Source organism: Allocoleopsis sp., from assembly GCF_036703385.1.
Classification (GTDB): domain Bacteria; phylum Cyanobacteriota; class Cyanobacteriia; order Cyanobacteriales; family Coleofasciculaceae; genus Allocoleopsis.
Genome location: NZ_DATNPA010000104.1, coordinates 1 through 22,573, shown reverse-complemented (window position 1 = coordinate 22,573; position 22,573 = coordinate 1). Strand labels below are relative to the sequence as shown.

The following is a 22,573-nucleotide window of genomic DNA, read 5'->3' as shown; positions in this document are numbered from 1 at the left end:
CTGGCGTCCATAGTTCCCTGCCGTTACGTCGTTGAGGTCAAAGCCGGGGTAGTAGGTTTTCGGTGCACCCCACTCACTACTGACCATGACGTTATGGCGCGGCTGATACCAGAAGTCATAGTTGAAACGCATCCCTTGGGCATTGTGTTCCCAGCGCCCAGCAATATCAAAATTATCATCGAGCAATAGGAAGCCACCGGGGCCATTCCCTTCACTATCCCCCAGCATGGCAATCATCACCTGACTATTGGCGAGACAGTGTACGGTGTGGGGAGCTGTGAGGTTCGTTTTTTCTTTGATTTCTTCTGGCTCGATTACTTTGTGGATTTTGGGCGCACGTACATCAGCGGTGTCCACAATATAAATTCGGCTAGAACGCTGACCTGGAATCACACAAAAGCGCCGGGATTTACTGGCATCTCCGTGACAGGAACTACAGGCATTCCAGCCAAAGTGATGCAATTCATCGCCGATGTAGGGCATTACTGTGCGATGGATAATTTGGGAATAAGTGGGGGAATTGGGTTCAACGTCTACCGTTGCTAAATAATCTGGCTCTTCGATTCCGGTACCGGTGTAAAGAGCGATCGCATAAAGTACCTTTTCTTGTTCTGCCTTCATCGCCGCTTCCGGAGAAGCATAGCCGGGGCCACAGCAGGCATGAGTGGATTGATTCATCGGGTTCACCTCGTAGCGCTGTTATCCCAAATCTTACGCCGATTTGATTACGCCGATCGCAGCGATTCGGTTTGCCAGTGACGCTGTTGGAGTTGGTGCATGTGGTTAAACAACTTCCACACATAAGGTTCACTTAGCCCACATGTCACGGCACCCCGAAGTACAACATTGAAATACCAATCGTTGGGCGGTAATTCTTTGACTAATTTCTCTACCACAACATAGGTACGAACATTCTTGTACAAACGCCCGTGAGCGCGGACTTCAATCATTTCTCGTCGATAGCCACCGCGAGGGACTTCTTCTCGTTCATCTAAGGCATCACTCAACCGCAAGGGTAAGCGATACAACACGCCTTCAATGGATGAGGTTGGATCGGGGACAACATCGAGTACCCCACAGTTACGAAGCACTGATTTACGGTTAAAACTCAGCCGATAACCCTTGAGTGTGGCAGGTCCAATCACGTATTTGTGAGTTTTCTCGCCGAGCGATCGCTTTAAATCCACCGGACACATGCAAGAGCCATAAGCGAAGTAGTAAAACGTTGGCTCTTGCTGAAGCGGCTGTTGGATAGAAAGAACAGCCCTAGAGAGGTGTGGAAACTGTGTCGATGAATCTTGACTATCGCTAGACGGAGTACTCATGGTTCAAAAAAACCGATGTATATTCTCAATAAGCAGTATATCAAACTGACTTATTAAAAAACAACATATTCCGGTGTACAAACCGTATTTTAAGATTCAAAAGAAAGGGAGTAGGCAGTAGGGAATCGGGAATAGTCAGGGGAGGGGAGTAGGCAGTAGGGAGTGGGAAATAGAAATAATTGCCTACTCTTCCGATTCCCGATTTTCTTCTTCTCTTGCGACTTCCGATTCCCGATAGCGAAGCGGTAGCGAGTCTTCGAGCGTCTTCCCGATTCCCCGCTTCACCTACCGCTGGCGATTTGACCCCACGCTTCAATAACTTCCTGCAAAGGCTCAGGCAAACGATCTTGACCCATATCCGCATAGCTGGTCGTACCCGTTGGACTGGTGAGAGTAACCGTAATATAGTCAGCGGCACCTCTGGGAGCTGGGTAAAGCAATCGGTTGAACTGAGCAAAATTCCGTTGCTCTAGCAATTGCTGAAACTGCCGCAGCTCTTGGCGAGAAATTTGATGCATTTGTTCGGGAGCCTTAATCATCGGATTAGTAAAGCGCCGAATCACTCGTCCATCATTCATCAGGAGGGTTTCAGTGGTGCGACCCGTAAAACCACCACCTGCGATCGCACGAAACACAACACCCTGACCCAATGGGGACGGGAGTTCACTCTCAGCCATTGGAATCGCTCCACCATTCCCTTGCACCGCGCCATTCTCCAACTTGATCACAGAACCTGACTCATTGGTGCGATAGACAAAGGTTTGTTGTCCGCTTTCTACGGTCACGCGCCAACCGGGAACGAGCGCTTGAGTACAGAAGACTCCCCGTTCAGCCAGACCCAAACAGCCATTCGGCCAATCTTGCCGTTCAGCTTGGACAATACGCAATCCCTTGTAACCATTGGACTGGCGAGAAGCATCCTGTAAAACTGCCTGGGCAACAGCATCGGGCAATTTGCCCTCAAAAGGCACTTCTCCAAGGATGGCTTCTGACCGGATGCGGGAACCGGAATCATCGGTACGATAAACTTGCGTTCTTTGTCTACCTTCTACGGTCACCTGCCAACCCGGTGTAGACTCACCCCTACATCGTTCTGTAGGGCGAGAAAGACCCAAACAGCTATCTCCCCAAACCTGTTGTTGGGCTTGGGTGATTCGCAGCCGGGAACCGGACACACCCAAATCTTCAGAGGCAAACTCTAAAACAGCATCAGCAACGGATTGAGGCAAGTTGCCATTTCCGATGTTGCCATTCCCGATGTTGCTAGCTTCTTCATTCAGCTGGATTCGGGAACCGTCCATGTTGGTGTGATAAACCCAGCGCTGTTGGTCACCTTCCACGGTTACCTGCCAAAGCGTCGCTAAATCCCTGGTACAGCCGCGCCCGGAACGGGGCGGAAGACCAAGGCAGCTGCTGCTTCCCTGAATCTGTTGCGACCCAACAATACGCAGCTCAGAACGGCGTAACCCACTGTCTTGGGACGCGGCTCGCAATACCATTCTGGCAACTGAATCAGGCAATTGACTGTTACTCTGATTATTTTGACCTTCTAAGCGTACAAAGCGTCCAGCGCCATCTGTGCGAGCCGTCCACGTTTGGGCACCGTCAGAGATGACAATGCGCCAACCGTTTTGGATAAATATTTGAGCGCAACTTTCAGCGGGTCCACCAAGACCCAAGCAGCTATCAGACCAACTTTGTTGAGTGGCGCTAACAACTTTGAGTTGACCGGGAGAAATTCTGTAAGTACGAGCAATTTCGCGACGAACTGCATTGATAACTATAGGAGGTACTTGGCGATTACGTTGCTTCAAACCAGCAACACCTTCGGGACTTCCTATAGACTTAGCGGCTGCGGGATTAACAAAGGTCGTACCAGCACCCAAGGACAAAATACTCGTTAAAATTAAAGCCGTGAAAATCTGCTGTGTTTGGCGACTTTTTGGAAGAAACTGTTTCATAATAGTAGCTACGACGCAATTGTTCGCGCTATGAGAGCATACCGCGCGAATATAGGTAAGGATTACAGATATTGGGGACGCATTTATAGGGGTTTTAAGTTCCGCAATCAAAACGACCCAATAAATCTGTGTATCACTATGAACTACCTCGCCTATCCTGTCGGGCGTTGCGCGCCCGCTTCGCTAACGGATTGACGATGTTTCTGACGCTTCAGCGAGGAAATTGGCTTCTAGCCTCCCGTGTATCGACGAAGATTTGGTATTACAAGCAAATAGCTAGGACGGGCAAGATGCCCATCCCACTCCTAGTCATTTTTTCTTGTAGAGTAGGCGTCCCGCCTGCTCCAGAATTTGATGAAAATGACACAGAAACAAAAATTGCTCTCAGTAGCTAAGAGTAGTTAAGATAACGTTGTTAACAGTGAGATTACGTAGCCTAGTGCCGAGTCGCTCCCTAAATATAGGAATTGTCCTAGATTTGCCTGGAAAACCAAAAAGATGAGAGAAAAGGGCGTGAAATACATTGAGAAAAGCAAGAAAAATGGAAGCAATTTTTGCCCACGCCCAGCAATTAGTTTACATCCTGCTATCGTTGATGCCTTCACACGACCAACGAGACAATCTGCAAGCGATGTTGGGGTTGTTCCTAGAGGCTCAAGGCCACCCCTTCCAGAACACTGTAAAACTAAGTCGGCTAGTACGTTAAGTCGGTTTCTTAATATTTATTCGTGTCTAGTTATTAATAAAATGTCAATGTCTACCAAAGAGTAGAGGTTTATAATGTTGCATTTTAGTAATAAAGATGAGCCATTATCTCCAACAGTGACATCCTAAATATTAGGAAAGTATAAAATCGTACAAAAAAGGATAGGACTGTTCGGCGATTTCGTAATCTTTTTATCGTTATACGGAAATATTTAATGCAATGGAGACAAGCACATCGGAGTGTAAACTCCATTACTGCACCTTAGCATCCGTCTTACCTGTAGGGATATTTCGCACAGATGTCGCAGGGCATTATTTATCGGTTAATGAGTACTGGTGTGAAATTGCTGGAATCACGGCAGCAGAGGCTGAGGGAAAGGCTTGGGTGCAAGTTCTACATCCAGACGACAAAGAACGCGTCTTTGCCGAATGGTACCGAGTAACACAAGAAAACATACCATTTTGCTCGGAGTATCGGGTTCAACACGCCGATGGTAAGACGACTTGGGTTTTGGCTCAAGCCGTCGCCGAGAAAGACGAAACTGGAACTGTAACAGGCTACGTTGGCACTACTACGGATATCACCCAATACAAACAGGCAGAGGAACAGTTGCGCTCGACGCAGGAGTTTCTCGCCAAATTATTGGACTATACACCAGCACCCATTTACATTGTTACGGCTGACGAGCAGCGCTACCGCTTGGTCAACCGGGCTTGGGAAGAATTGGTCAGTATCCGGCGAGAGGAGGCGATCGGTTACTCGATTGATGAACTGTTCCCGCCAGCAGTAACGCAGCAGTTCAAGGAGGCGAATCAACAGATCATTGATACGGGTACTCCTGTTATCACTGAGGTATTCGTCGATGTTGCCGATGGGCAGCACTACTTCCACACCATCAAGTTTCCCATACGGGATGCCTTGGGACAAATAGAGGCCGTAGGGGGTATCTCATTAGACATCACAGAACGCAAGCAAGCTGAAGAGGCACTGCGCCAGAGCGAAGAACGTTTCCGGCAAATGGCGGAGAATATCCATGAGGTCTTCTGGATGGCCAACCCAGAACTCACTCAAATGCTGTATGTTAGTCCTGCATACGAAACAATCTGGGGGCGCACTTGTGCGAGTCTGTACGCTCAACCCAGATCGTTTATCGAGGCGATTCATCCCGATGATCGGGAGCAAGTCCTCGCCGCCTTTGAACAACACAGGCAAAGTGGGTTTTCTCACGAATATCGGATTGTACAGCCTGATGGGTCAGTTCGTTGGATAGGGGAACGCGGCTTCCCAGTTCGGAATCAGGTAGGGCAGCTCGAAAGCTTTGTTGGTGTTTCACAGGATATCAGCAATCACAAGCAGGCAGAGGAAGCCCTACGCGAGAGTCGGGAGCGCTTGCAGCTGTTTATCGACCATGCACCAGCATCTGTTGCCATGTTTGATCGCCAGATGCGTTATATTGCCGTGAGTCGGCGCTGGCTTACAGTCTACAACCTGGAAAACGGGGCGATCATTGGCAAATCCCACTATGATATCTTCCCAGAGATTCCGGAGCGCTGGAAGGACGTTCATCAACGTTGCCTTAAGGGTGCGGTTGAACGGTGTGATAGTGATCGCTTCGAGCGGGCTAACGGAGATAAAATCTGGCTGCGTTGGGAAGTTCGACCGTGGTATGAGCGCAACGGGGAGATTGGTGGAATTGTCGTTTTCAATGAGAATATCACCGCTCACAAGCAGGCGGAGGAGTCACTACGGGAGAGTGAGGAACGCTTCCGGTTGATAGCAGAGAACTCCACTGATATGATCTCGCGCCATACGCCAGAGGAGGGACTCTATCTCTATGCTTCACCGGCCTGCCAAACGCTTCTAGGTTATGCTCCTGAAGAATTAGTGGGGCATTCGGCTTATGAATTTTTCCATCCCGATGATTTAGCCCAAATCAGAAAAGCTCATACGACCATCCTGGATTTACCAGAAACCTATACCGTTGCCTATCGTCACCATTGTAAAAATGGACATTACATCTGGCTGGAAACAACCTGCCATACCATACGAGACCCACAGACAGGTGCAATCCTAGAAATTCAATCCGCCTCGCGGGACATTAGTGAGCGCAAGCAGGCGGAGGCGGCACTGCGGCAACAGGTTCTAAGGGAGCAACTGATTGCTCGAATGACGCAACGCATCCATCAGTCTTTGAATTTGGAGGAGATTCTGAATACAACAGTCGCCGAAGTGCGGCAATTTCTGGAGTGCGATCGCGTCATTATTTACCGCTTCCAATCTGATGGGAGCGGTGTTGTCGTCGTAGAATCGGTAGGCTCTGATTGGAGACCGATTGCAGGAAGAATCATTCACGATTGCTGCTTTGCCCAAACCTATACCGAGCTTTACCGACAGGGGCGAGCCCAAGCGGTAGAAGATATCCATACAGCAAATCTTACCCCCTGTCACGTCGATCTACTCGCTCAGTACCAGGTTAAAGCCAACATGGTGGTACCGATTGTGCAAGAGGAGGAGTTGTGGGGGCTCCTGGTGGCACACCAGTGTTGTGGGACACGGCAATGGCAGCCATCGGAGATGGATTTACTCAAATCATTGGCAACCCAGGCCGCGATCGCGATTCAGAAATCTGAACTTTATGCACGCTCACAAGCAGAAATCGCGCAGCGCCAGCAGGCAGAAGCAGCACTCCAGCAGCAAGTGATCAAAGAGCGATTGATTGCTCAAAGCGCCCAACGCATACGAGGGTCCCTTGACCTGGAAGAGATTCTCAACACGACAGTGGCTGAAGTTCAGCAATTTCTCGCTTGCGATCGGGCGATCATTTTCCGCTTTGAGCCAGATTGGAGTGGGGTTGTAGCAGTGGAATCTGTAGATGAAGAGTGGACTCCGATCTTGGGCGCTAAAATCTATGACCATTGTTTTGAGGTAGATTATGTTCAACCTTACCAAGAAGGTCGTATCCAAGTACTAGAGGATATCTACGCAGGAGGACTAAGCCCATGTCACATTGATTTACTGGCTCAGTTTCAGGTCAGAGCTAAATTGGTAGTACCCATCCTGCAAGGGAAACAGTTGTGGGGACTGCTGGTTGCCTATCAATGTAGCGGCCCACGGCAGTGGCAGCAGTTTGAAATCGATTTGCTTAAATTACTTTCCACCCAGGTCGCGATCGCACTCCAACAAGCCCAACTCTATCAGCAAAGCCGCACAGCGACACAGACAGCCCTTACCCAAGCGCAGCAACTTGAGCAAGCGATGATTGAACTTCAGAAAACACAAGCTCAGTTGGTGCAAAGTGAAAAAATGTCCAGCTTGGGACAGTTAGTTGCTGGGGTAGCTCACGAAATCAACAATCCCGTTACCTTTATTTCTGCCAATCTTTCTCATGCTGAAAACTACACCCAAGACCTGTTGGGCTTAATACAGCTATATCAGGAGCAATACCCCAATCCTACGCCAGAAATTCAGTCGGAAATGGATGCGATCGATCTAGAGTTCCTGATTGAAGACTTACCAAAACTGTTGGGTTCGATGAAGGTTGGGGCAGAGCGAATTTGTGAGATTATCGGTGCGCTGCGTAACTTCTCCCGCCACGCCGAAGCAGAGATTAAAGCCGTCGATATTCACGAAGGGCTTGATAGTACGCTGATGATTCTGCAAAGTCGCCTGAAGGCACAAGGAAAGCATCCTAAAATTCAGGTGATTAAAGAGTACGGCAACCTGCCCAAAGTAGAGTGCTACGTGGGACAGCTGAATCAAGTGTTCATGAACTTGCTCAGCAATGCGCTCGATGCCTTAGAAGAGTTGAATGTTGAACGGTTGAAGGGTGAAGGTTCCAAACAGTCTTCAAACCTGCAACTTTCAAACCTGCAACTTTCAAACCTGCAACCTTCGATCCCTTGTATTCGCATTAGTACAGAGGTACTCAGCAATGGCGAGGTAGCAATCCGGATTGCAGACAACGGGCCAGGCATAACGGAACAAGTAAAAGGGAGAATATTCGACCCCTTCTATACCACCAAAGCTGTCGGGTCTGGTACGGGTTTGGGACTGTCCATTAGCTATCAAATTGTAGTCGAAAAACATGGCGGTCAGCTACGTTGCGAAAGCGTGCTGGGACAGGGTACGGAGTTTGTAATTCAAATACCACTATGGCAGCGTGATATCATGTCCGGGTAATTAGTTACGATATAAAATTTGCAAAGTTCTGATATCCCAAAATCTCAGCATCACTTTTATCGTAAGTGTTCAGGCGGACATGATATGAGAGCCAAATTTGAGGCTCCCGCAGTATCGGTTATTTTTACTTGTGGGGTAGGCGTCCCGCCTGCACCAGCATTTGATGAAAAGGCGCATCTTGCCCATCCAGATGTATCTAAATTCCAGGCACATCCGCTTACTTTAGTGGCTATAAGTCTGGACGTGAGAGCAAGGATACTACAGATTCTTGGTGACGCAAGGCGAAGCTATCGCAGACAACGAGGGAAGGGAGTTCTCCTTCAGGGGCTTGGACGGTAAAGTTAAGGCTGGAGTGAGCCAGCCAGTTTCCCTTGACGCGCCATCCTATACGATCGCCAAAGCAGCACCAAGCTTTCCACCCACTCTTGTGAGTCTCTGCCACGTTCTGCCAGATGCGTTTTTGTACGGTTAAGCCGAAGCGATCGCTACTATATTCTCTCCAAAGTCGGTCGATAGTCCGTAGTTCTGCAACAGGCAACGCTGCAATATCTTCAACTCTTAACCAACCTTCTCGTCCTGCTGCTTTGAGCATCAGTGCGGCTGTTTGTTTGTCTGCTTGTTGCCATTTCCCTGTAGCGAGTAACTCCCGCAATTGACTGAAATCTGCCGGAGAAAGCCTAGGGGTGACTTGGTTTGTGCCTAGCATAACTAGCCATTCTGCCACCGATTGGGGGCGTTCTTCGGGCTTCATCGCCATACCCTTGAGGATAGCCTGATTGATGCGATCGCTAATTTTTGGATTCAGCTTCTGGGGTGATGCTAAGGGTGTGCCAAACGCCCTCACCGGTGAAGGTGTTGGTATTTCTCCCGTGAGTAGGGAATAGAGCGTAGCAGCTAAACCATAAACATCCGTATAAGCACCCCGTTTGGCTCGCCAATCATACTGCTCAATGGGTGCAAAGCCTTCCGATAGGGACTGAGTATGGGTCTGAGTTATATTTGGAGAAAATTCACGAGCAATACCAAAGTCAATCAAAACCGCTTCCGAGCGATTTTTGCGCAACATAATATTCAGTGGCTTGATATCCCGGTGCAGTAAGCCATTGTTGTGAATCAGCGTTAGCGCGTCACCGATTTGCTGCATGTAACTCAAGGCTTCCGACTCTGACAAAATGCCGTGATTCCAAACTCGATTCGCTAAGCTTTCCCCATCGATATATTCCATCACCATGCACCAGCGATCGCCCTCTTGGATGACTTCATCGACCTGCACAATATGAGGATGACGGAATTTCGCTAAGTGTAAGGCTTCGTTGAGAAAATCTTGCTCAACCTTGGCACAGTCGCATTGACGTAGTAGGTAACTATTGAGGGTTTTAATCACAAATGGATTGCCCTGTTTATCTTTCACGAGATAGGTAATGCCAAAGCCGCCTTGTCCTAGTACTGTTTCAACCGTGTACTTGCCGCGTTGTAACTTGTGCCCTTGTATCCAAGCCATTGTTCACGACTCCGGGACGCTGATTGATACTAATTGTGGTAAAGCCTGAAGCAGCTATCATAGTACATTTGTTCTTAAAGGTCAAGAATAGAGATGGATTTATAAGAGTTACTGCCTCGACGCAAGCATCCGAATAAGATTTTAGAAATTTCTCCTATCGGCAGAAATAAACGGATAGAGTATGTAAAAAGGTTGGCAAATTTGCTCGTGTTCAAATTCAGGCACAGAGGCACTAAAATATGCCAAACCCATTGGCTCAAGTTGTTGCATTCCAGAGAAAAGTGATGTCTGAATCCTTATTGCAAAACCGAGACTATACAATTATTCTTGCCAGAAATGCCTCTAGAAACGCTCCTGCCTTGCCAGGAATAGAAAAGCAGTGGTTAGTCGCTCAGAATTCTATTATTACCTTGGCGAATCAATGTGAAGAGTTCGACTCGGACGGTCTTTCCATCTACAATGCCCTTTACGATTAGAGATAAAAATTACCCACTGTGTAACTATTAAGCTGTTGTGTACTGATTCTGCACTTCAATGAGGTGGGAAGATAGGGAGGTGGGGAGACAGATTCTTTAAAGGGATACCTGCCAAATTTTAATCGTCCCGTCCCAACTTCCGCTCGCCAGGGCTTGTCCACAAGGGCTAAACACCACAGACCAAACACCGTCTAAGTGTCCAGTGAGGGAAGAAATAAGCTGTCCAGTTGCGGGATGCCACAGTTTGATGGTTTTATCCTGACTGCCACTGACGAGCGTTTGCCCATTTGGACTGAAGGCGATGGAGTTGACTGTACTGGAATGTCCTGCGAGGGTGTTTAACAATTGACCCGTGGTAAGTTCCCAGAGTTTGATTGTGTAGTCTGCACTACCACTGGCTAGGAGATGCCCAGTCGGATTAATGGCAAGGCATACAACTTCATCGGTATGTTCAGTCAGAGTCTTACTGGATTGTTGCTCGTGCAAGCGCCATAGCCGAATCGTCTTATCTTTACTCCCACTGGCAACAATCTGTCCGTTGGCACTGATAGCAAGGGAAACCACCCAGTGAGAATGTCCTGTGAGTGTACGATGGAGTTTTCCCGTGTCTGGCTGCCAGAGCTTGATGGTTTTGTCCTGAGCTCCACTGGCAAGGATGCGTCCATCCGGACTAAAGGCGAGCGATCGCACCCAGTCAGAATGACCGATGAGGGTGTGCAGGAGTCTCCCAGTTTTCAGATGCCAGAGCTTGATAGTCTTATCGTTACTGGCGCTAGCAACCATCTGTCCATCAGAGCTAATGGCAAGCGATCGCACCCAGCTTGTATGACCTGTTAGGGTATGCAGGAGTGTCCCCGTCTTGAAATCCCATAGCTTAACCGTTTTATCCCCACTGCCACTCGCCAGAAATTGCCCATCAGGACTGATAGCAACTGACCGCACCCAACTTGTATGACTTGTTAAGGTTTGCACACATACCCAAGTAGGAGTTTGTGGTTGGGATGCTGACATAAAGCAGTAGTTAAGTTTTTTTGAATGCCAGTATTTTAAACAAAATCGCGGCTACAAAGAAAAAAGTGAGAGGCGATGCCTACGACGAACTAAGCTAACACACTCAAACACTCCCCATCTAGCTCCATCTCAGCAGTTATGAACAACGCTCCGAATTCTTCGAGACGCCGTCCTCGCTATCAGATGATTCGAGAACTTGGGCGGAATCCCGCTGATGGACGCATCACCTACTTGGCAAGGGACAACCAATCTCAGCAATTAGTAGTTATTAAACAGTTTGTCTTGGCTCAATCTAACACAGATGGGTCAGACTTCAAAGCCTATAAGCATGAGATTCAAGCCCTGCAAGAACTCGCTCATCCCGCTATTCCTCGCTATATCGATTCCGTTGAAACCAAAGCTGGCTTTTGCCTGGTTCAGGAGTACAAAAATGTCCAATCCTTAGCCATCCCGCGCCATTTAAGCCCCGATCAAATTCAGCAAATTGCTATCTCTGTCTTGGAGATTCTGGTTTACTTACAAAGTCGTATTCCAGCGGTGATACACCGAAATATCAAACCCGAAAATATTTTGCTGGATGAGCAACTGAATGTTTCCCTGGTGGATTTTGGTGTGGCTCGAATTAGTGCTGGGGAAGTGAACATAAGCGGCATTCCGGCTGGGACATTGGGGTTCATGGCACCGGAACAGTTGTATGATCGCCAACTTACGGAGGCAACCGACCTCTATGGTCTAGGTGCCACGCTACTTTACCTGCTGATTGGGACAAAATCAATGGCGGTGCATAGCTTAATCCATGAGAATGGTCGAATGAATTTTAAGCATTTGCTGCCTTCGCTCAGTCTCTCTTTTGGGGATTGGCTAGAAAAAATGGTGGAACCCAAACCAAAAGACCGTTTTCCTGATGCTTCTGTTGCATTGGCAACCCTGAAGTCTATTCCTGTCAGCTACCTGCCGAATACGGTTGGTGAATTGCTTAGACTCTCTAGTAAAGATGGGTCTGCCATAAATAGGCTCGAAAAAATTGGCGATGACATTAATTTGCCAACACTATCCCTACCGGAAGTTAAATTTAACCCACTTATTTTAGAATTCAAGACAAAACAGTTGGGCGAAAAATTGACTCAATCTGTTACGGTTATTAACTCGGTTCCCAAAACCTTGTTGGCAGGCTATTGGGAAGTGGTTACCCATGAAAATGACCTCCGTGACATTGGAAACTCTAATGGGTGGATTTTTGTTCACCCAGTCAAATTTAAAGGGAATTACCAGGACTGTGAAATCAGCGTTGATACTAGTAAATTGATGGCCAATACAACCTATAGTCGTCAGATTATATTACATACCAACTCTTCACAAAAAACTCACACTCTAATGGTTAGAGTGGATACAAGCCCCTTAAAACCACCGAGATTGTCTTATATTTCCTTATCCTTACTATTTGCGATCGCTTGGACTTTAACGGGGTTTGGCGCACACTTAATGATTTGGTTAATCACCGTTGCGTCAACATTTGGCATCATCTTCCCTTTAGTTTTAATAGGAATCGGATTCGTGGCGGGTTTTTTAGCTGGAGTTCTCTTGGCAGCGGTTGGAGTTAAATCTGCCCCTGTCGTCAAAATTGCTCTTGGGGTTATCGGCTTAGTTGCGATTACCGTTTCCTTATTAAATGGGGTCTTATCTTTAGCGTTAACAACACTTCTAGGAGCCGTGGGCTTAGTGATTGGCTTTGCAGCTGGAGCTGTTATCAAAAATCATAAAGACAGAGGATTTAGCCTCAACTTTGCGGTAGCGATCGCATTATTGCTGACAGGATTGAGCATGAGCTTAAGCACGGGTCTTAATATAGGATTGAATGGTTTTTTAACTTTATCGACACTCTTAACAGGAATATCTTTAGCTGCAATCTTCCTTTATCGTCACTGGCAGCGAGAAAAAGTTCTCGCTGAGTATCGTCAGTCAGTACAAAAAGGACGCTTAATAAAGCCATAAGTTGAGTTTAATTAAGCCATAAGTTGAGTAATGTATACTAGCTAGTTGGGTTCAGGTGCGGTCTGACTCATGCAATTGCTATAGTTCGTGAAAGGAGCCAATCTCTCTGAGGCTAAGTACAATGGCGGATTCGTGGGCAGCTTTAACGGAGGAAGAACTGATGCGAATGAGTTTGCAGAATCCAGAGCTGCGGTTTGAGCGCAAGCCTGACGGAACTCTGGTGACGTTACCGCCAACCGGGGGAATTTCTGGCAATCGAGAAGCCAAAGCCGTCGCTTATTTGCTCAACTGGGTGGAAAGTCACAATCTAGGTGAAGTCTTTGGGCCAGGTACTGGCTTTATATTGGGGTGTGACGTGGTGCAAAGCTCCAATATCGTCACGTTGCTCATGCCTGATGCCGCTTTTGTGGCGAAAGGACGCTTACCAGAGGGATGGGATAAGGGAGAAGATACCTTTCTCAACCTGGCACCGGATTTTGTGATTGAGATTTGTGCCAAGACTGAAAATTTGGAAACGATCAAAGCCAGGATGCAAGAGTCTGTTTCCCTTGGCGTACAGCTAGGATGGTTGATTGACCATCAGAATGAGCAAGCCTTAATTTATCGCGCTGATGGTCACATTACGCAGTATCCAGCAACCGCAATTTTGAGTGGTGAAGATGTTGTGCCTGGGTTCAAGTTGGCGCTGAAGTATCTGCTTTAGGTGATTTTGGCACTTCAACAGCTTGCTCATCGCGTTGGATTCTTCTACTTAACCCGGATTGGGTCTCACTTGTTTGCAATACACGATTAAACAAGGACACGACAGTGTCGTGTCCTATGAAAGTTCAAAACTTACAACGGGCGGTAGACCCGATAGTTGATTTCAGGGAAGATATTGTCGATTTCCTCGACCTTTTCCAGCCAACCACTGTCAATTTTACCAATCTTGATGTCATCGTAGAGCTTATTGAAGCGCATGAGGTGCGATCGCGTCCGCCGTACCGCATAAGGTACCATCGTCCCTGTGCGCATAATAAACGCCCAGTCTGAAGATTGCGCCAGTAGGAGTTCTCGCGCCGCTTGGTTGAGCGCCTTCCACACCAACTCATCCTCAGGTTCCCGATAAGCTAGCTCAATCATTCGCTCTGCTGCTTTGTGCAGGTGAGGATAAATCCAAGCGTTCGTCTCATTTAACCAGTACTCGTGGAACCCCTTGTAACCCCAGCTAGACTGAGAAGGCTTACAGACTTGTTGAGTCGGATGTGCCTGTAAATAATCCGCCAAGTGTGTCATGGCGTAAGTACCCTGGTCATACCAAGACTTGCGGAACAAGTAATCAATGAACCAAGGGCCTTCATACCACCAGTGACCAAATAATTCCGCATCATAGGGTGAAACAATAATCGGCGGTCGGTGCATAATATCCGCTAGATGCCGCGTCTGCTGCTCCCGGTTGAACATGAAGTTCGCCGCATGTTCCGCCGCCTTTTCCCGTGCCCAATAGGGGTCATACAGCTGCTTATCCCCTAGCCCCAAACCCCGACCTGTAATTTTGTGATACTTAATTCCTGTATTCTTCCGCTGCCCATTGGGCATAATGTAAGGCTTAATGTATTCGTATTCCGCTTCCCAACCTAAATCTTTGTAAAATTCCCGATATTCCGCTGCCCCAGGATACCCAACCTCCGATGACCAAACCTGCTGAGAGGACTCATGATCACGACCAAATGCTGCAACCCCTGTTTCCGTGAAGATGGGGGCATAGGTACCAAAACGCGGGCGGGGACGAGCATACAAAAGCCCATGTCCATCAGTCAGAAAGTAGCGCAAGCCGGCATCCGCCAGCATTCGCTCTACGCCCTCATAGTAAGCACATTCCGGTAACCAAATCCCTTTAGGGGGACGCCCAAAGTTTTGCTCATAATGCTCACAGGCTACTTGAATTTGTGCCCAAACCGCCTGGGGATACATCTTCATCAGCGGAAAATAGCCGTGTGTGGCACCGCATGTGATGATTTCCAGATTGTTGGTATCCAAGAACTGCTTGAACGCCGTTACCAAGTCGCCATTATAGTTCTCCCAGGTTTGGCGAATTTGGTTGAACTCCGTTGCGTAATGCTCAGCCAGATAGCGGATATGTCCGTTGTGTTCGTTGTGTTCGACTTCCTTTTCCGTTAGTTCTTCCAGCTTGGATAAGTGTTCGTCATATCGCTCCTGTAACAATGGGTCACGAAGCATTGACACCAAGGGAGGTGTCATGCTCATAGTCATTTTGAAATCAACGCCATCCCGCTTTAACCCCTCAAAAACGTGTAGGAGAGGAATGTAGGTTTCAGTAATTGCTTCAAATAACCATTCTTCTTCAAGAACATAATCACTTTCGGGATGGCGGACAAAGGGCAGATGGGCGTGAAGTACAAGAGCGACGTAGCCTGTAACCATAGTGAATTAGGAGACGTGAATCGATGAATAACTAAAACTGACCCAATCGGAGGAAGATTTTACAGTCTGTTAAGATTCTAGGACGAAAGGGATGGAGAGAACTGGAAGAGCCCCGGATCGGGGTCGGGAAGTTTCCACACGGTATCGAATTTAACGCCAAAAGGTGGAAGTAGTGCCGAAAATCTAAAATAGATATTAAATTGTAAGGAAGCTCATACCTCCAGGCAACAGACGGTCAATCTTAATGTTGTCAAAGTATTACCTGTTTGTCCCACGTGCTAACACCCAATTGCATGCAGGCAGCTCTTGAAAAGTTCGCTGATTCGGAAGCACCACTACAGCTACTGCTGTTTGTCGATAACCGTATCAGTTCTCGGAAGCATATCCAGCGAATCCAGAATTATCTCAGAACCTTGAGAGTCGATTATCCTTTTGAACTCCAGGTTATAGACGTTGGAGAGCAGCCTTATTTGGCTGAACACTATAAGGTTGTAGCAACCCCAGCGCTGATCAAGGTTCATCCTAAACCCAGACAAACTCTGGCTGGTAGTAATTTGGTTGCTCAACTGAAAAACTGGTGGCCTCGCTGGCAGCGTTCGGTTGAGGAACATCAAGCGTCGCTGGCCCAAGCCGTCCCCTTACCCTCACCCCATAGCTCACCCAATGCGGTGCACAGAGCGCAATCAGCACCGAACTCCATTACTTCTTCGATTGAACTGATTCGGCTTTCAGACGAAATCTTCCGCCTTAAACAAGAAAAAGAAGAGCTCCTGGAACAGCTGCGTTTCAAAGACCAGGTAATATCTATGCTGGCGCATGACTTGCGGAGTCCCTTAACCGCTGCCTCCATTGCTCTGGAAACCCTGGAATTAGAGCATAAGCCAAAGGAAGGTCGTCTTTCTGAGTTGACGCCCGCCCTAAAAGGGCGTCTGATGAAGCAAGCTCGTACTCAATTTCGCAGCATGGAGCGGATGATTACCGATTTGCTCCAATCGGCTAGGGGAAACAGTTCTGAATTCAATCTCCGACCGAAAAGACTGCACATGGGGAAGCTGTGCGAGGAGGTTCTGATTCAGATGAGCGAACAGTTTCAGCTTAAGTCTCACCAGGTGGAAACCGACATTCCACAAGACTTGCCCTGTGTCTATGCCGATGAAGAATTGGTACGTCAGGTGCTGATTAACCTGCTGGATAATGCCAACAAGTATACGCCCGTAGACGGGAAAATACATGTTTCCATCCTGCACCGGACAACTCAGAAAATTCAGGTGAGTGTTTGCGATAATGGCCCAGGTATCCCCGAAGAAAACCGCGATCGCATTTTTGAAGGCCACTTTCGCCTCAAGCGCGATGAAGAAAAAGAGGGCTATGGCTTAGGTTTATCCCTCTGCCAAAAAGTGATTCGCGCTCATTACGGTCGCATTTGGGTAGAATGCGCTCCCAAAGGTGGTGGCTGCTTTCACTTCACGTTACCAATTTATTTATAGATATTTTCTGGTCAGAAATGGCTAGAGGCAATTCGAGCGAAGCTCTGATTTCGTGCGCCATTCTCCGCTCGCATCCTGTTGGTGGGCTATCCAACGCTGTTGCCGATGACACGGCTAATTTCTAGAGCCAGTTGGTCAGGTGCCTCCAGGCTCACGAAGTGATCGACGTTGGGAAGAGGTCTCCATTCAACTTCACAACCCGCATCTTTACTGCTATTCAATGCCACCTTGGCGGACAGCGCACAGTCCTTCTCGCCCCAGACTAGCCTGGTGGGAACGGTAATTGGTGTATTGTAGACGGCTTCAAGTTGCGATCGCTTTTCTGACACCAGCTGCGTATGCACCATCTCGCGGTAGTAGTTGATCACTCCATGCAGATCCTCTGGCTTCTGGAAGCGCGACACCATTTCCTCCACAAGCGCTACGTTCATGGCTTCCTTTTGTCCCTGCCTCAGCGTAAAGGAAAGCTTCAGCATCGTTCTGCCCAACGCTGTCGTCATGAAGAATTCGGGAAACCACGGCAGCTCGAAAAAGAGAACCCACGGGATGCGAAAGGTTTGGAAGTCCTCAACCTGTAGCACTGCTCGCACCAGCGTTTTCGGATGCGTGCAATTGACGACAACAAGCTGGCGGATGAGAGGGGAGTACCGATGGGCAAAAATCCAGGCTAGCGCTCCACCCCAGTCATGCCCAACAAGAACTGGCCTATTGAGATTGAGTACCTCAATCAATGCCTTGATATCGTTAGTGAGCGTGAAAACGTCGTAGCCATCTCTCGGACGTTCTGTTCCAGGGTAGCCCCGAAGGTCTGGCGCATACAAGCAGACATCACTCAACCGTTCCATTATCGGTCGCCAACTCATCCATCCCTCAGGAAATCCGTGGAGACAGAGGATGGAGGGCGCATCCTTCCGTCCGGCGACGGCGACGTGAAAGGTGATGCCATTGGCTTGTACCTGTATATGCTCAATGCTTGCTGTCATAAGTCACCTGCGCTTGAACTCTCGTATTTGCAATGGTGAAATGCGATCGCACTTTCAAAGTACCCACATGGATAATTTTTCTGGCTGCTCAATTCTTGAACGGTCACATGTGGCAGCTCATCATTCTGAGTCATTTAAGGGCTGGGCATCAGCGGCAACAGAAGCAGGCACGGCTTCTGTATTAAAATCCTCATCTCCCGTTGGCTCTATTCTCTGCTCGCCATTCATCCGTTGCCGGAACTTGGAGGTTTCTAAATAGATATATTTTCTCGCTCGGCTTTGATTTCCTAATGGGCGATGCTCGGCGATGCAATGCCACGGATTGAAGGATAAGTTTCGGGCAAATTTAAGTTGTGCAGGTGAATCGAATTTCTGAGCAGGGATGCGGATTATAGCAACTTTGAGATAGGGGGAAAGTTTTTCAGGCCAGATAACAGAAGCATTTTCGATGGGCATTTTGTGGGGGTTAGTTTGGAATTGCACCATGAAATCAAAACACACATCTCGCTGCTCCAGCGTCTTCACCATCGCTTCCCTCAGATAATCATAGGATGGATTGTGGGGAATTTTTGTCTTCTCATCCGTACAGGGCTTAATCGCATATTTAATTGCTTTGCCTTCACCATACAAATAAGGAACGCAACTAAAATAAGCTACTTCTAAGGGGCTAGTATGCGCTTTGGCATATAACCCTTGCATGATGGCGTCTAATAGGTGCGAATCAAACGGATTTAGGAAATACCAAGCGGGGGTATCATTGTAAACCTGTTGTTGGAGTTTGAGGTTCTCGATAACGTTTGGGGTGGTAAAGGTAGGAGAACTGATACCTGTGAAATCTTGAGTCATTTTCTCGTCATCGATTAATTTCTCCCCCTCCACACCCATTAACTTTACGCCGATACTCAAGATACCATTATCATCAAGGTCGTGCGTTACCAAGGGGCCTGGGCCGGAAAATCTGAGCCAAGCTGGATACGTCCTAGATTCTTTGAAGATGCCTTGTTTGAGTTCATCTGGCAGATCAGGTAGAACTTCAAAACTCCCTTTAACTACGCCGTAAGTTTTTGTGTTACCTGCTCGTTCAGCAATTTTTCCGGTATACTGTTTGACCAAAAACTCGGTCATTTGTTGGGTGATTTGCTGGGTAATTTCGGCTTCATTGGGTAGAAGATTTTCCTCGGCGATACCCAAATTTTCGTTTTTTCGACTCAAGTTGATGAGAAACTGGGCAACAGATTCAATTGGCTTTTGGAATAAGCGATCAAACAAGTTTCTCAACTCAGGATTGAGTCGCCGCGTAAATCGAATTAAAGTTACAACTAAATCGTTAACAATTTTGGGGACATTCATAGTTTTTGATGCAGAAATTCAGGTTCCCTCCTTTTTAACCGGAGCGTTAGAGGAGGGCTAGGGGGGATCGAACTCAGGGGGTTTTACCTTTAATTGTGTTGAGCTACTTATTATTCCGGAAAAATTACGCTTTGAGAGTACTCTCACAGCTAAGTTTCTCACGTGGTAATTGGAGAGGTTGCTGGTGGGTTTTATACAAGAAGAGAACGAAGAGTAGAACGAAAACTCCGTCGATCACGGCGGGAAAGATGACCAACGCTTTTGCCACACCGATCGCAAAACGATAACTCAGCACTATGACATCGAACAGCTTGGCAAAAACTCCCAACCAGACGATGCTGTGGTTCTTAGTAACGTCACGCGAGACAAGGTAATATCCGACGCCAATGAGCAACACGCTGAACCCAAAATCTGCCCAGAACTTCAGCGCTATTGCGTCGTCGCCAGTCAGTAACGGAATGTAAGCCAAGGCGTAACTCCCTTTGGGAGCCAGCATAATCGGCCCACCCATCAGGAAGTTGAACACTGCAGCCGCCAAGAACATTCTCGACCAAAACTTGCTTTCCATCTGTATTACTCCTGTGCGTTAAAGTCTATATAGAAGCCAAGTACCGCAACGCCCTAATGCCAGGTAAGAAAAAGTAGGCACCGCCACGAACTACAACAAACCGAGGCAGACCTGTTATGCGCTTTCTCACGGGTTGGGACTGTTCGGTGAAGGTGTCTGTGGCTCCAATTTCTCCTGGCTCGCGATCGCCCAGCAATGGATCGGTATCGCTGTACAGTCCATTGAATTTCGGGTTGTTAATCCAAGTTTGCTGGACAAACTCAAACTGCCGACTGATATTGGCATTGATGCAAATAAAATGTATTCCTCGCTCCCCGGACTCCTGAGCGTTTAACATATCCTGCGGGTCAAGTGAGGGGGCAAGCGGCATTCCATAGGTACGACCTCGACGCAGCAGTCGGCGCTTCTTGGTGAGGTCAATCGACTTTTGCGAACCGGGTTCTGGTTCTAGGGTGTCACGGGGATTAGAGCGGCGAATGTGGGCGCTGAAGGGGCATCTGAAACCGTAGGGATCGGTTTTGTGGTACTCAAAATCATCCTTGCTAGTCATGTTTGGGCTGTCGCGATCGGGCGCTTTGACTAACGGTGTCCCACTCGGCCAACGTCCGACCATTTTCGCCGCTAACCTAATCCGAGCTTCGGGATTGCTCGTGCCATCGGGTTCTTGAGTTTTTTCGTCCAGAAAACGCCAGAAGTCCTGAACCTTTTGACCGAGTTGCCTAAACACGAGATAGCTGCCATTGCAACCGAGGTCGTGGTTCTCAGAATTCCCTTCTTCTGCCGGGAGGATGTCCTTGCGATCGAGTTCTGCTTTCACTCTTGGTCTTTCGGTGTACAGTGCGTACTCGTTAGGGTAGCCAAGAATGAACTCTCCAGCTTTAATCGTGTTCGCTGGCGACCCAACCTTGCTCAATCCTTCAATGATGGGCTGACCTATGGCATCTCGGAAACCAAAATGTTCCCGAGGTTCGTTGTCTTGGTCTTTGAGGGGGAAGGTATCGAGCCTCTTGATGAGTTGCACACCGTTGCTGTCAAACTCCTTGACCAAGGATGCGTAGAAGGCAGTGAGCTTCTCGTCGTCTGTGGCATACAGCATGAGGAAGATATGCACATCTGCTGTTTTTGGCCCTCCCCAATCCCACTCCTCAGGCGCACTTTCTCCAGAATCTCCCAGAAAACGCCGACGGTGGTCGGCAGTCATGCCTTCCTGAAACTCGGTGGGGAATGTTTTCAAGGTTGAGTCATCTACCCCTAGTGCTTTTAACCCCTTGTAGGTAAAGGCAATATTCAGGCTGGTGTCAGAGGGTCGCTCCTGACCGTTCTGAACCTGGAGTTTCCTCAGCCATTGCTTTGCCGCAGCGGAATTCTGGATGCCCAATAGTACAAAAGCCGCAGCTTCTAGATTAGAATAGCCACGAATGATAATCCCTTGGATGTCGTTGAGGTCGAGGGTATACATAGTAAGCAAGTCAAAAGTCAATCGATTTTGGATTTTGGATTTTGGACTGGCTCCGCCTTCAAAGGACGGAGCTTGACATTCGGCAAAATTCTTTGATGATTCCACTTATAGGGCCGGAGCTTTAGTGAGGAGATTGAAACCCTTTTTTTCGGTAAAAAATGCAAATCTATAGCGGTTTTCATGTGGATGAGGTACAAAGTTCTGGGTTGCAAGGGTATTAGGAATTGGCAAGAAACTCAGATGTACTTTACTGATACGAAAATCGCTATAAATAGGAATTACGCACAATGATGAAAAAACAAACCACTTCAGGACATAAAGAACACGGAGAAACAAGAGGAAAGAGAGATTTTTGGCGTAAGTCCTGTTAAAGTCTACGCAGCCACTCCTCTGTTTCTTGTTGGTTCAAATCTTTGTGAAGCCCTGCCCGAATTTGGGCGTTGTTAGCAACATTGACAGCCGTGAATTCCTTGTAGGCGGTATACCAAACTTGGGTGGGAATCTGGCGTTTGCGGATAAATGTCTTAAACGCTTGCTCGTCCTTCGCACCATCCAAAATTAGCCATCGGGTTTTGGGATACTCGACTCCATTGCTAAATACGGCATTCAATCCCCAAGCAACCTTGTTGATAAAGTCGTCCATGTAGCTTTCTAAACTACCGTCATAGTTGCTCAGAAACAAGACGCGACGCCCTTCATTGATCACAATCCAACGGGCAAAGTGAATGGTATCTACACCATCGAGATTGAGGATTTTAATGCCAGCGAGGTTGCCGTTGTTGAATACGTGACGGCTGGCAAAATTAACCGCCCAGAGGAGTATCATGACGGTGGTATGCCGAAATAATCCAGGCTTAATGTTGCCAACAGCACTAAATTGATTTTGCACTACATGGTCTTCACGAATGGCTAGTTCACCACGTTGTTCGTCACTCAGCCTAGACTGCTCCTGTTGAGCTGCGTCCTGTTTTTCCTTGTAGCGTAGGATTGCCAACCAGATAGGAAACAAGGGGAGGAGGAGGGGCGATAGGGCTAGGAGTCCGAGGAGTGTGAGAATGAAATTTAGCTTTTCCTTAACTCGCCATCCTAAGCTGGGTTGTTCGGCTGGAGTTAGTGCCCAACTGAGTTTGTTTTTCACAAAGTCTACGATC

16 protein-coding genes and 2 pseudogenes are annotated in these 22,573 nt (G+C 47.9%); 7 read left to right on the top strand and 11 right to left on the bottom strand.

What is annotated here, in order from left to right:
• The 3 genes from V6C93_RS05280 to V6C93_RS05270 all read right to left on the bottom strand — a co-directional run.
• Positions 1-678: selenium-binding protein SBP56-related protein (locus V6C93_RS05280; protein ID WP_333475605.1), on the bottom strand; the 678-nt coding region annotated here is incomplete at its 3' end.
• Positions 679-725: 47 nt separating this feature from the next.
• The gene (locus V6C93_RS05275; RefSeq protein ID WP_333475604.1) at positions 726-1,325 is read right to left on the bottom strand and encodes a gamma-glutamylcyclotransferase family protein; all 600 of its coding nucleotides are present in this window, start codon (positions 1,323-1,325) and stop codon (positions 726-728) included.
• Positions 1,326-1,606: 281 nt separating this feature from the next.
• Complete coding sequence (locus tag V6C93_RS05270; RefSeq protein ID WP_333475603.1) at positions 1,607-3,286, bottom strand: hypothetical protein; 1,680 nt, start codon at positions 3,284-3,286, stop codon at positions 1,607-1,609.
• Positions 3,287-3,414: 128 nt separating this feature from the next.
• Here V6C93_RS05270 and V6C93_RS05265 point away from each other — a divergent pair, with 128 nt between their 5' ends.
• The 3 genes and pseudogenes from V6C93_RS05265 (at position 3,415) to V6C93_RS05255 (ending at position 8,171) form a co-directional block, all read left to right on the top strand.
• On the top strand, positions 3,415-3,681 hold the full coding sequence (locus V6C93_RS05265; RefSeq protein ID WP_333475602.1) for a hypothetical protein: 267 nt from the start codon (positions 3,415-3,417) through the stop codon (positions 3,679-3,681).
• Positions 3,682-3,827: 146 nt separating this feature from the next.
• A pseudogene (locus V6C93_RS05260) lies at positions 3,828-4,012 on the top strand (IS701 family transposase); the annotation flags it as partial.
• Positions 4,013-4,211: 199 nt separating this feature from the next.
• Positions 4,212-8,171 carry a PAS domain S-box protein gene (locus V6C93_RS05255; RefSeq protein ID WP_333475601.1) on the top strand — a complete coding sequence of 1,320 codons (3,960 nt, stop codon included), beginning with the start codon at positions 4,212-4,214 and terminating at the stop codon, positions 8,169-8,171.
• Between the two features lie 229 nt (positions 8,172-8,400).
• On the opposite strand, the gene V6C93_RS05250 is transcribed toward V6C93_RS05255, so the two are convergent.
• Complete coding sequence (locus V6C93_RS05250) at positions 8,401-9,672, bottom strand: serine/threonine-protein kinase (protein ID WP_333475600.1); 1,272 nt, start codon at positions 9,670-9,672, stop codon at positions 8,401-8,403.
• A gap of 284 nt (positions 9,673-9,956) precedes the next feature.
• Here V6C93_RS05250 and V6C93_RS05245 point away from each other — a divergent pair, with 284 nt between their 5' ends.
• Positions 9,957-10,148 (top strand): hypothetical protein, encoded by a 192-nt coding sequence (locus tag V6C93_RS05245; protein ID WP_333475599.1) that lies wholly within the window; start codon positions 9,957-9,959, stop codon positions 10,146-10,148.
• A 96-nt stretch (positions 10,149-10,244) separates the two neighbouring features.
• On the opposite strand, the gene V6C93_RS05240 is transcribed toward V6C93_RS05245, so the two are convergent.
• Positions 10,245-11,159, bottom strand: a complete 915-nt coding sequence (locus V6C93_RS05240) for a WD40 repeat domain-containing protein (RefSeq protein WP_333475598.1) — start codon at positions 11,157-11,159, stop codon at positions 10,245-10,247.
• 138 nt (positions 11,160-11,297) lie between these two features.
• Here V6C93_RS05240 and V6C93_RS05235 point away from each other — a divergent pair, with 138 nt between their 5' ends.
• Together V6C93_RS05235 and V6C93_RS05230 are read left to right on the top strand one after the other, a co-directional pair.
• Positions 11,298-13,151, top strand: coding sequence for a protein kinase domain-containing protein (locus V6C93_RS05235; RefSeq protein ID WP_333475597.1), 1,854 nt, complete (start codon positions 11,298-11,300; stop codon positions 13,149-13,151).
• Between the two features lie 121 nt (positions 13,152-13,272).
• The gene (locus V6C93_RS05230) at positions 13,273-13,854 is read left to right on the top strand and encodes a Uma2 family endonuclease (RefSeq protein ID WP_333475596.1); all 582 of its coding nucleotides are present in this window, start codon (positions 13,273-13,275) and stop codon (positions 13,852-13,854) included.
• A 131-nt stretch (positions 13,855-13,985) separates the two neighbouring features.
• On the opposite strand, the gene V6C93_RS05225 is transcribed toward V6C93_RS05230, so the two are convergent.
• The gene (locus V6C93_RS05225; protein ID WP_333475595.1) at positions 13,986-15,575 is read right to left on the bottom strand and encodes a glycoside hydrolase family 57 protein; all 1,590 of its coding nucleotides are present in this window, start codon (positions 15,573-15,575) and stop codon (positions 13,986-13,988) included.
• A 293-nt stretch (positions 15,576-15,868) separates the two neighbouring features.
• Between V6C93_RS05225 and V6C93_RS05220 the strand changes: the two genes are divergently transcribed.
• The gene (locus tag V6C93_RS05220) at positions 15,869-17,062 is read left to right on the top strand and encodes a histidine kinase (RefSeq protein WP_333475594.1); all 1,194 of its coding nucleotides are present in this window, start codon (positions 15,869-15,871) and stop codon (positions 17,060-17,062) included.
• Positions 17,063-17,148: 86 nt separating this feature from the next.
• Here V6C93_RS05220 and V6C93_RS05215 read toward each other — a convergent pair whose 3' ends face one another.
• The 5 genes and pseudogenes from V6C93_RS05215 to V6C93_RS05195 form a co-directional block, all read right to left on the bottom strand.
• Positions 17,149-18,045, bottom strand: a complete 897-nt coding sequence (locus tag V6C93_RS05215; RefSeq protein WP_333475593.1) for an alpha/beta hydrolase — start codon at positions 18,043-18,045, stop codon at positions 17,149-17,151.
• A gap of 120 nt (positions 18,046-18,165) precedes the next feature.
• Positions 18,166-19,395, bottom strand: coding sequence for a catalase family protein (locus tag V6C93_RS05210; protein ID WP_333475592.1), 1,230 nt, complete (start codon positions 19,393-19,395; stop codon positions 18,166-18,168).
• Positions 19,396-19,519: 124 nt separating this feature from the next.
• Positions 19,520-19,963 carry a hypothetical protein gene (locus tag V6C93_RS05205; protein ID WP_333475591.1) on the bottom strand — a complete coding sequence of 148 codons (444 nt, stop codon included), beginning with the start codon at positions 19,961-19,963 and terminating at the stop codon, positions 19,520-19,522.
• A gap of 25 nt (positions 19,964-19,988) precedes the next feature.
• The gene (locus tag V6C93_RS05200) at positions 19,989-21,527 is read right to left on the bottom strand and encodes a Dyp-type peroxidase (RefSeq protein ID WP_333475590.1); all 1,539 of its coding nucleotides are present in this window, start codon (positions 21,525-21,527) and stop codon (positions 19,989-19,991) included.
• A 262-nt stretch (positions 21,528-21,789) separates the two neighbouring features.
• A pseudogene (locus tag V6C93_RS05195) lies at positions 21,790-22,573 on the bottom strand (hypothetical protein); the annotation flags it as partial.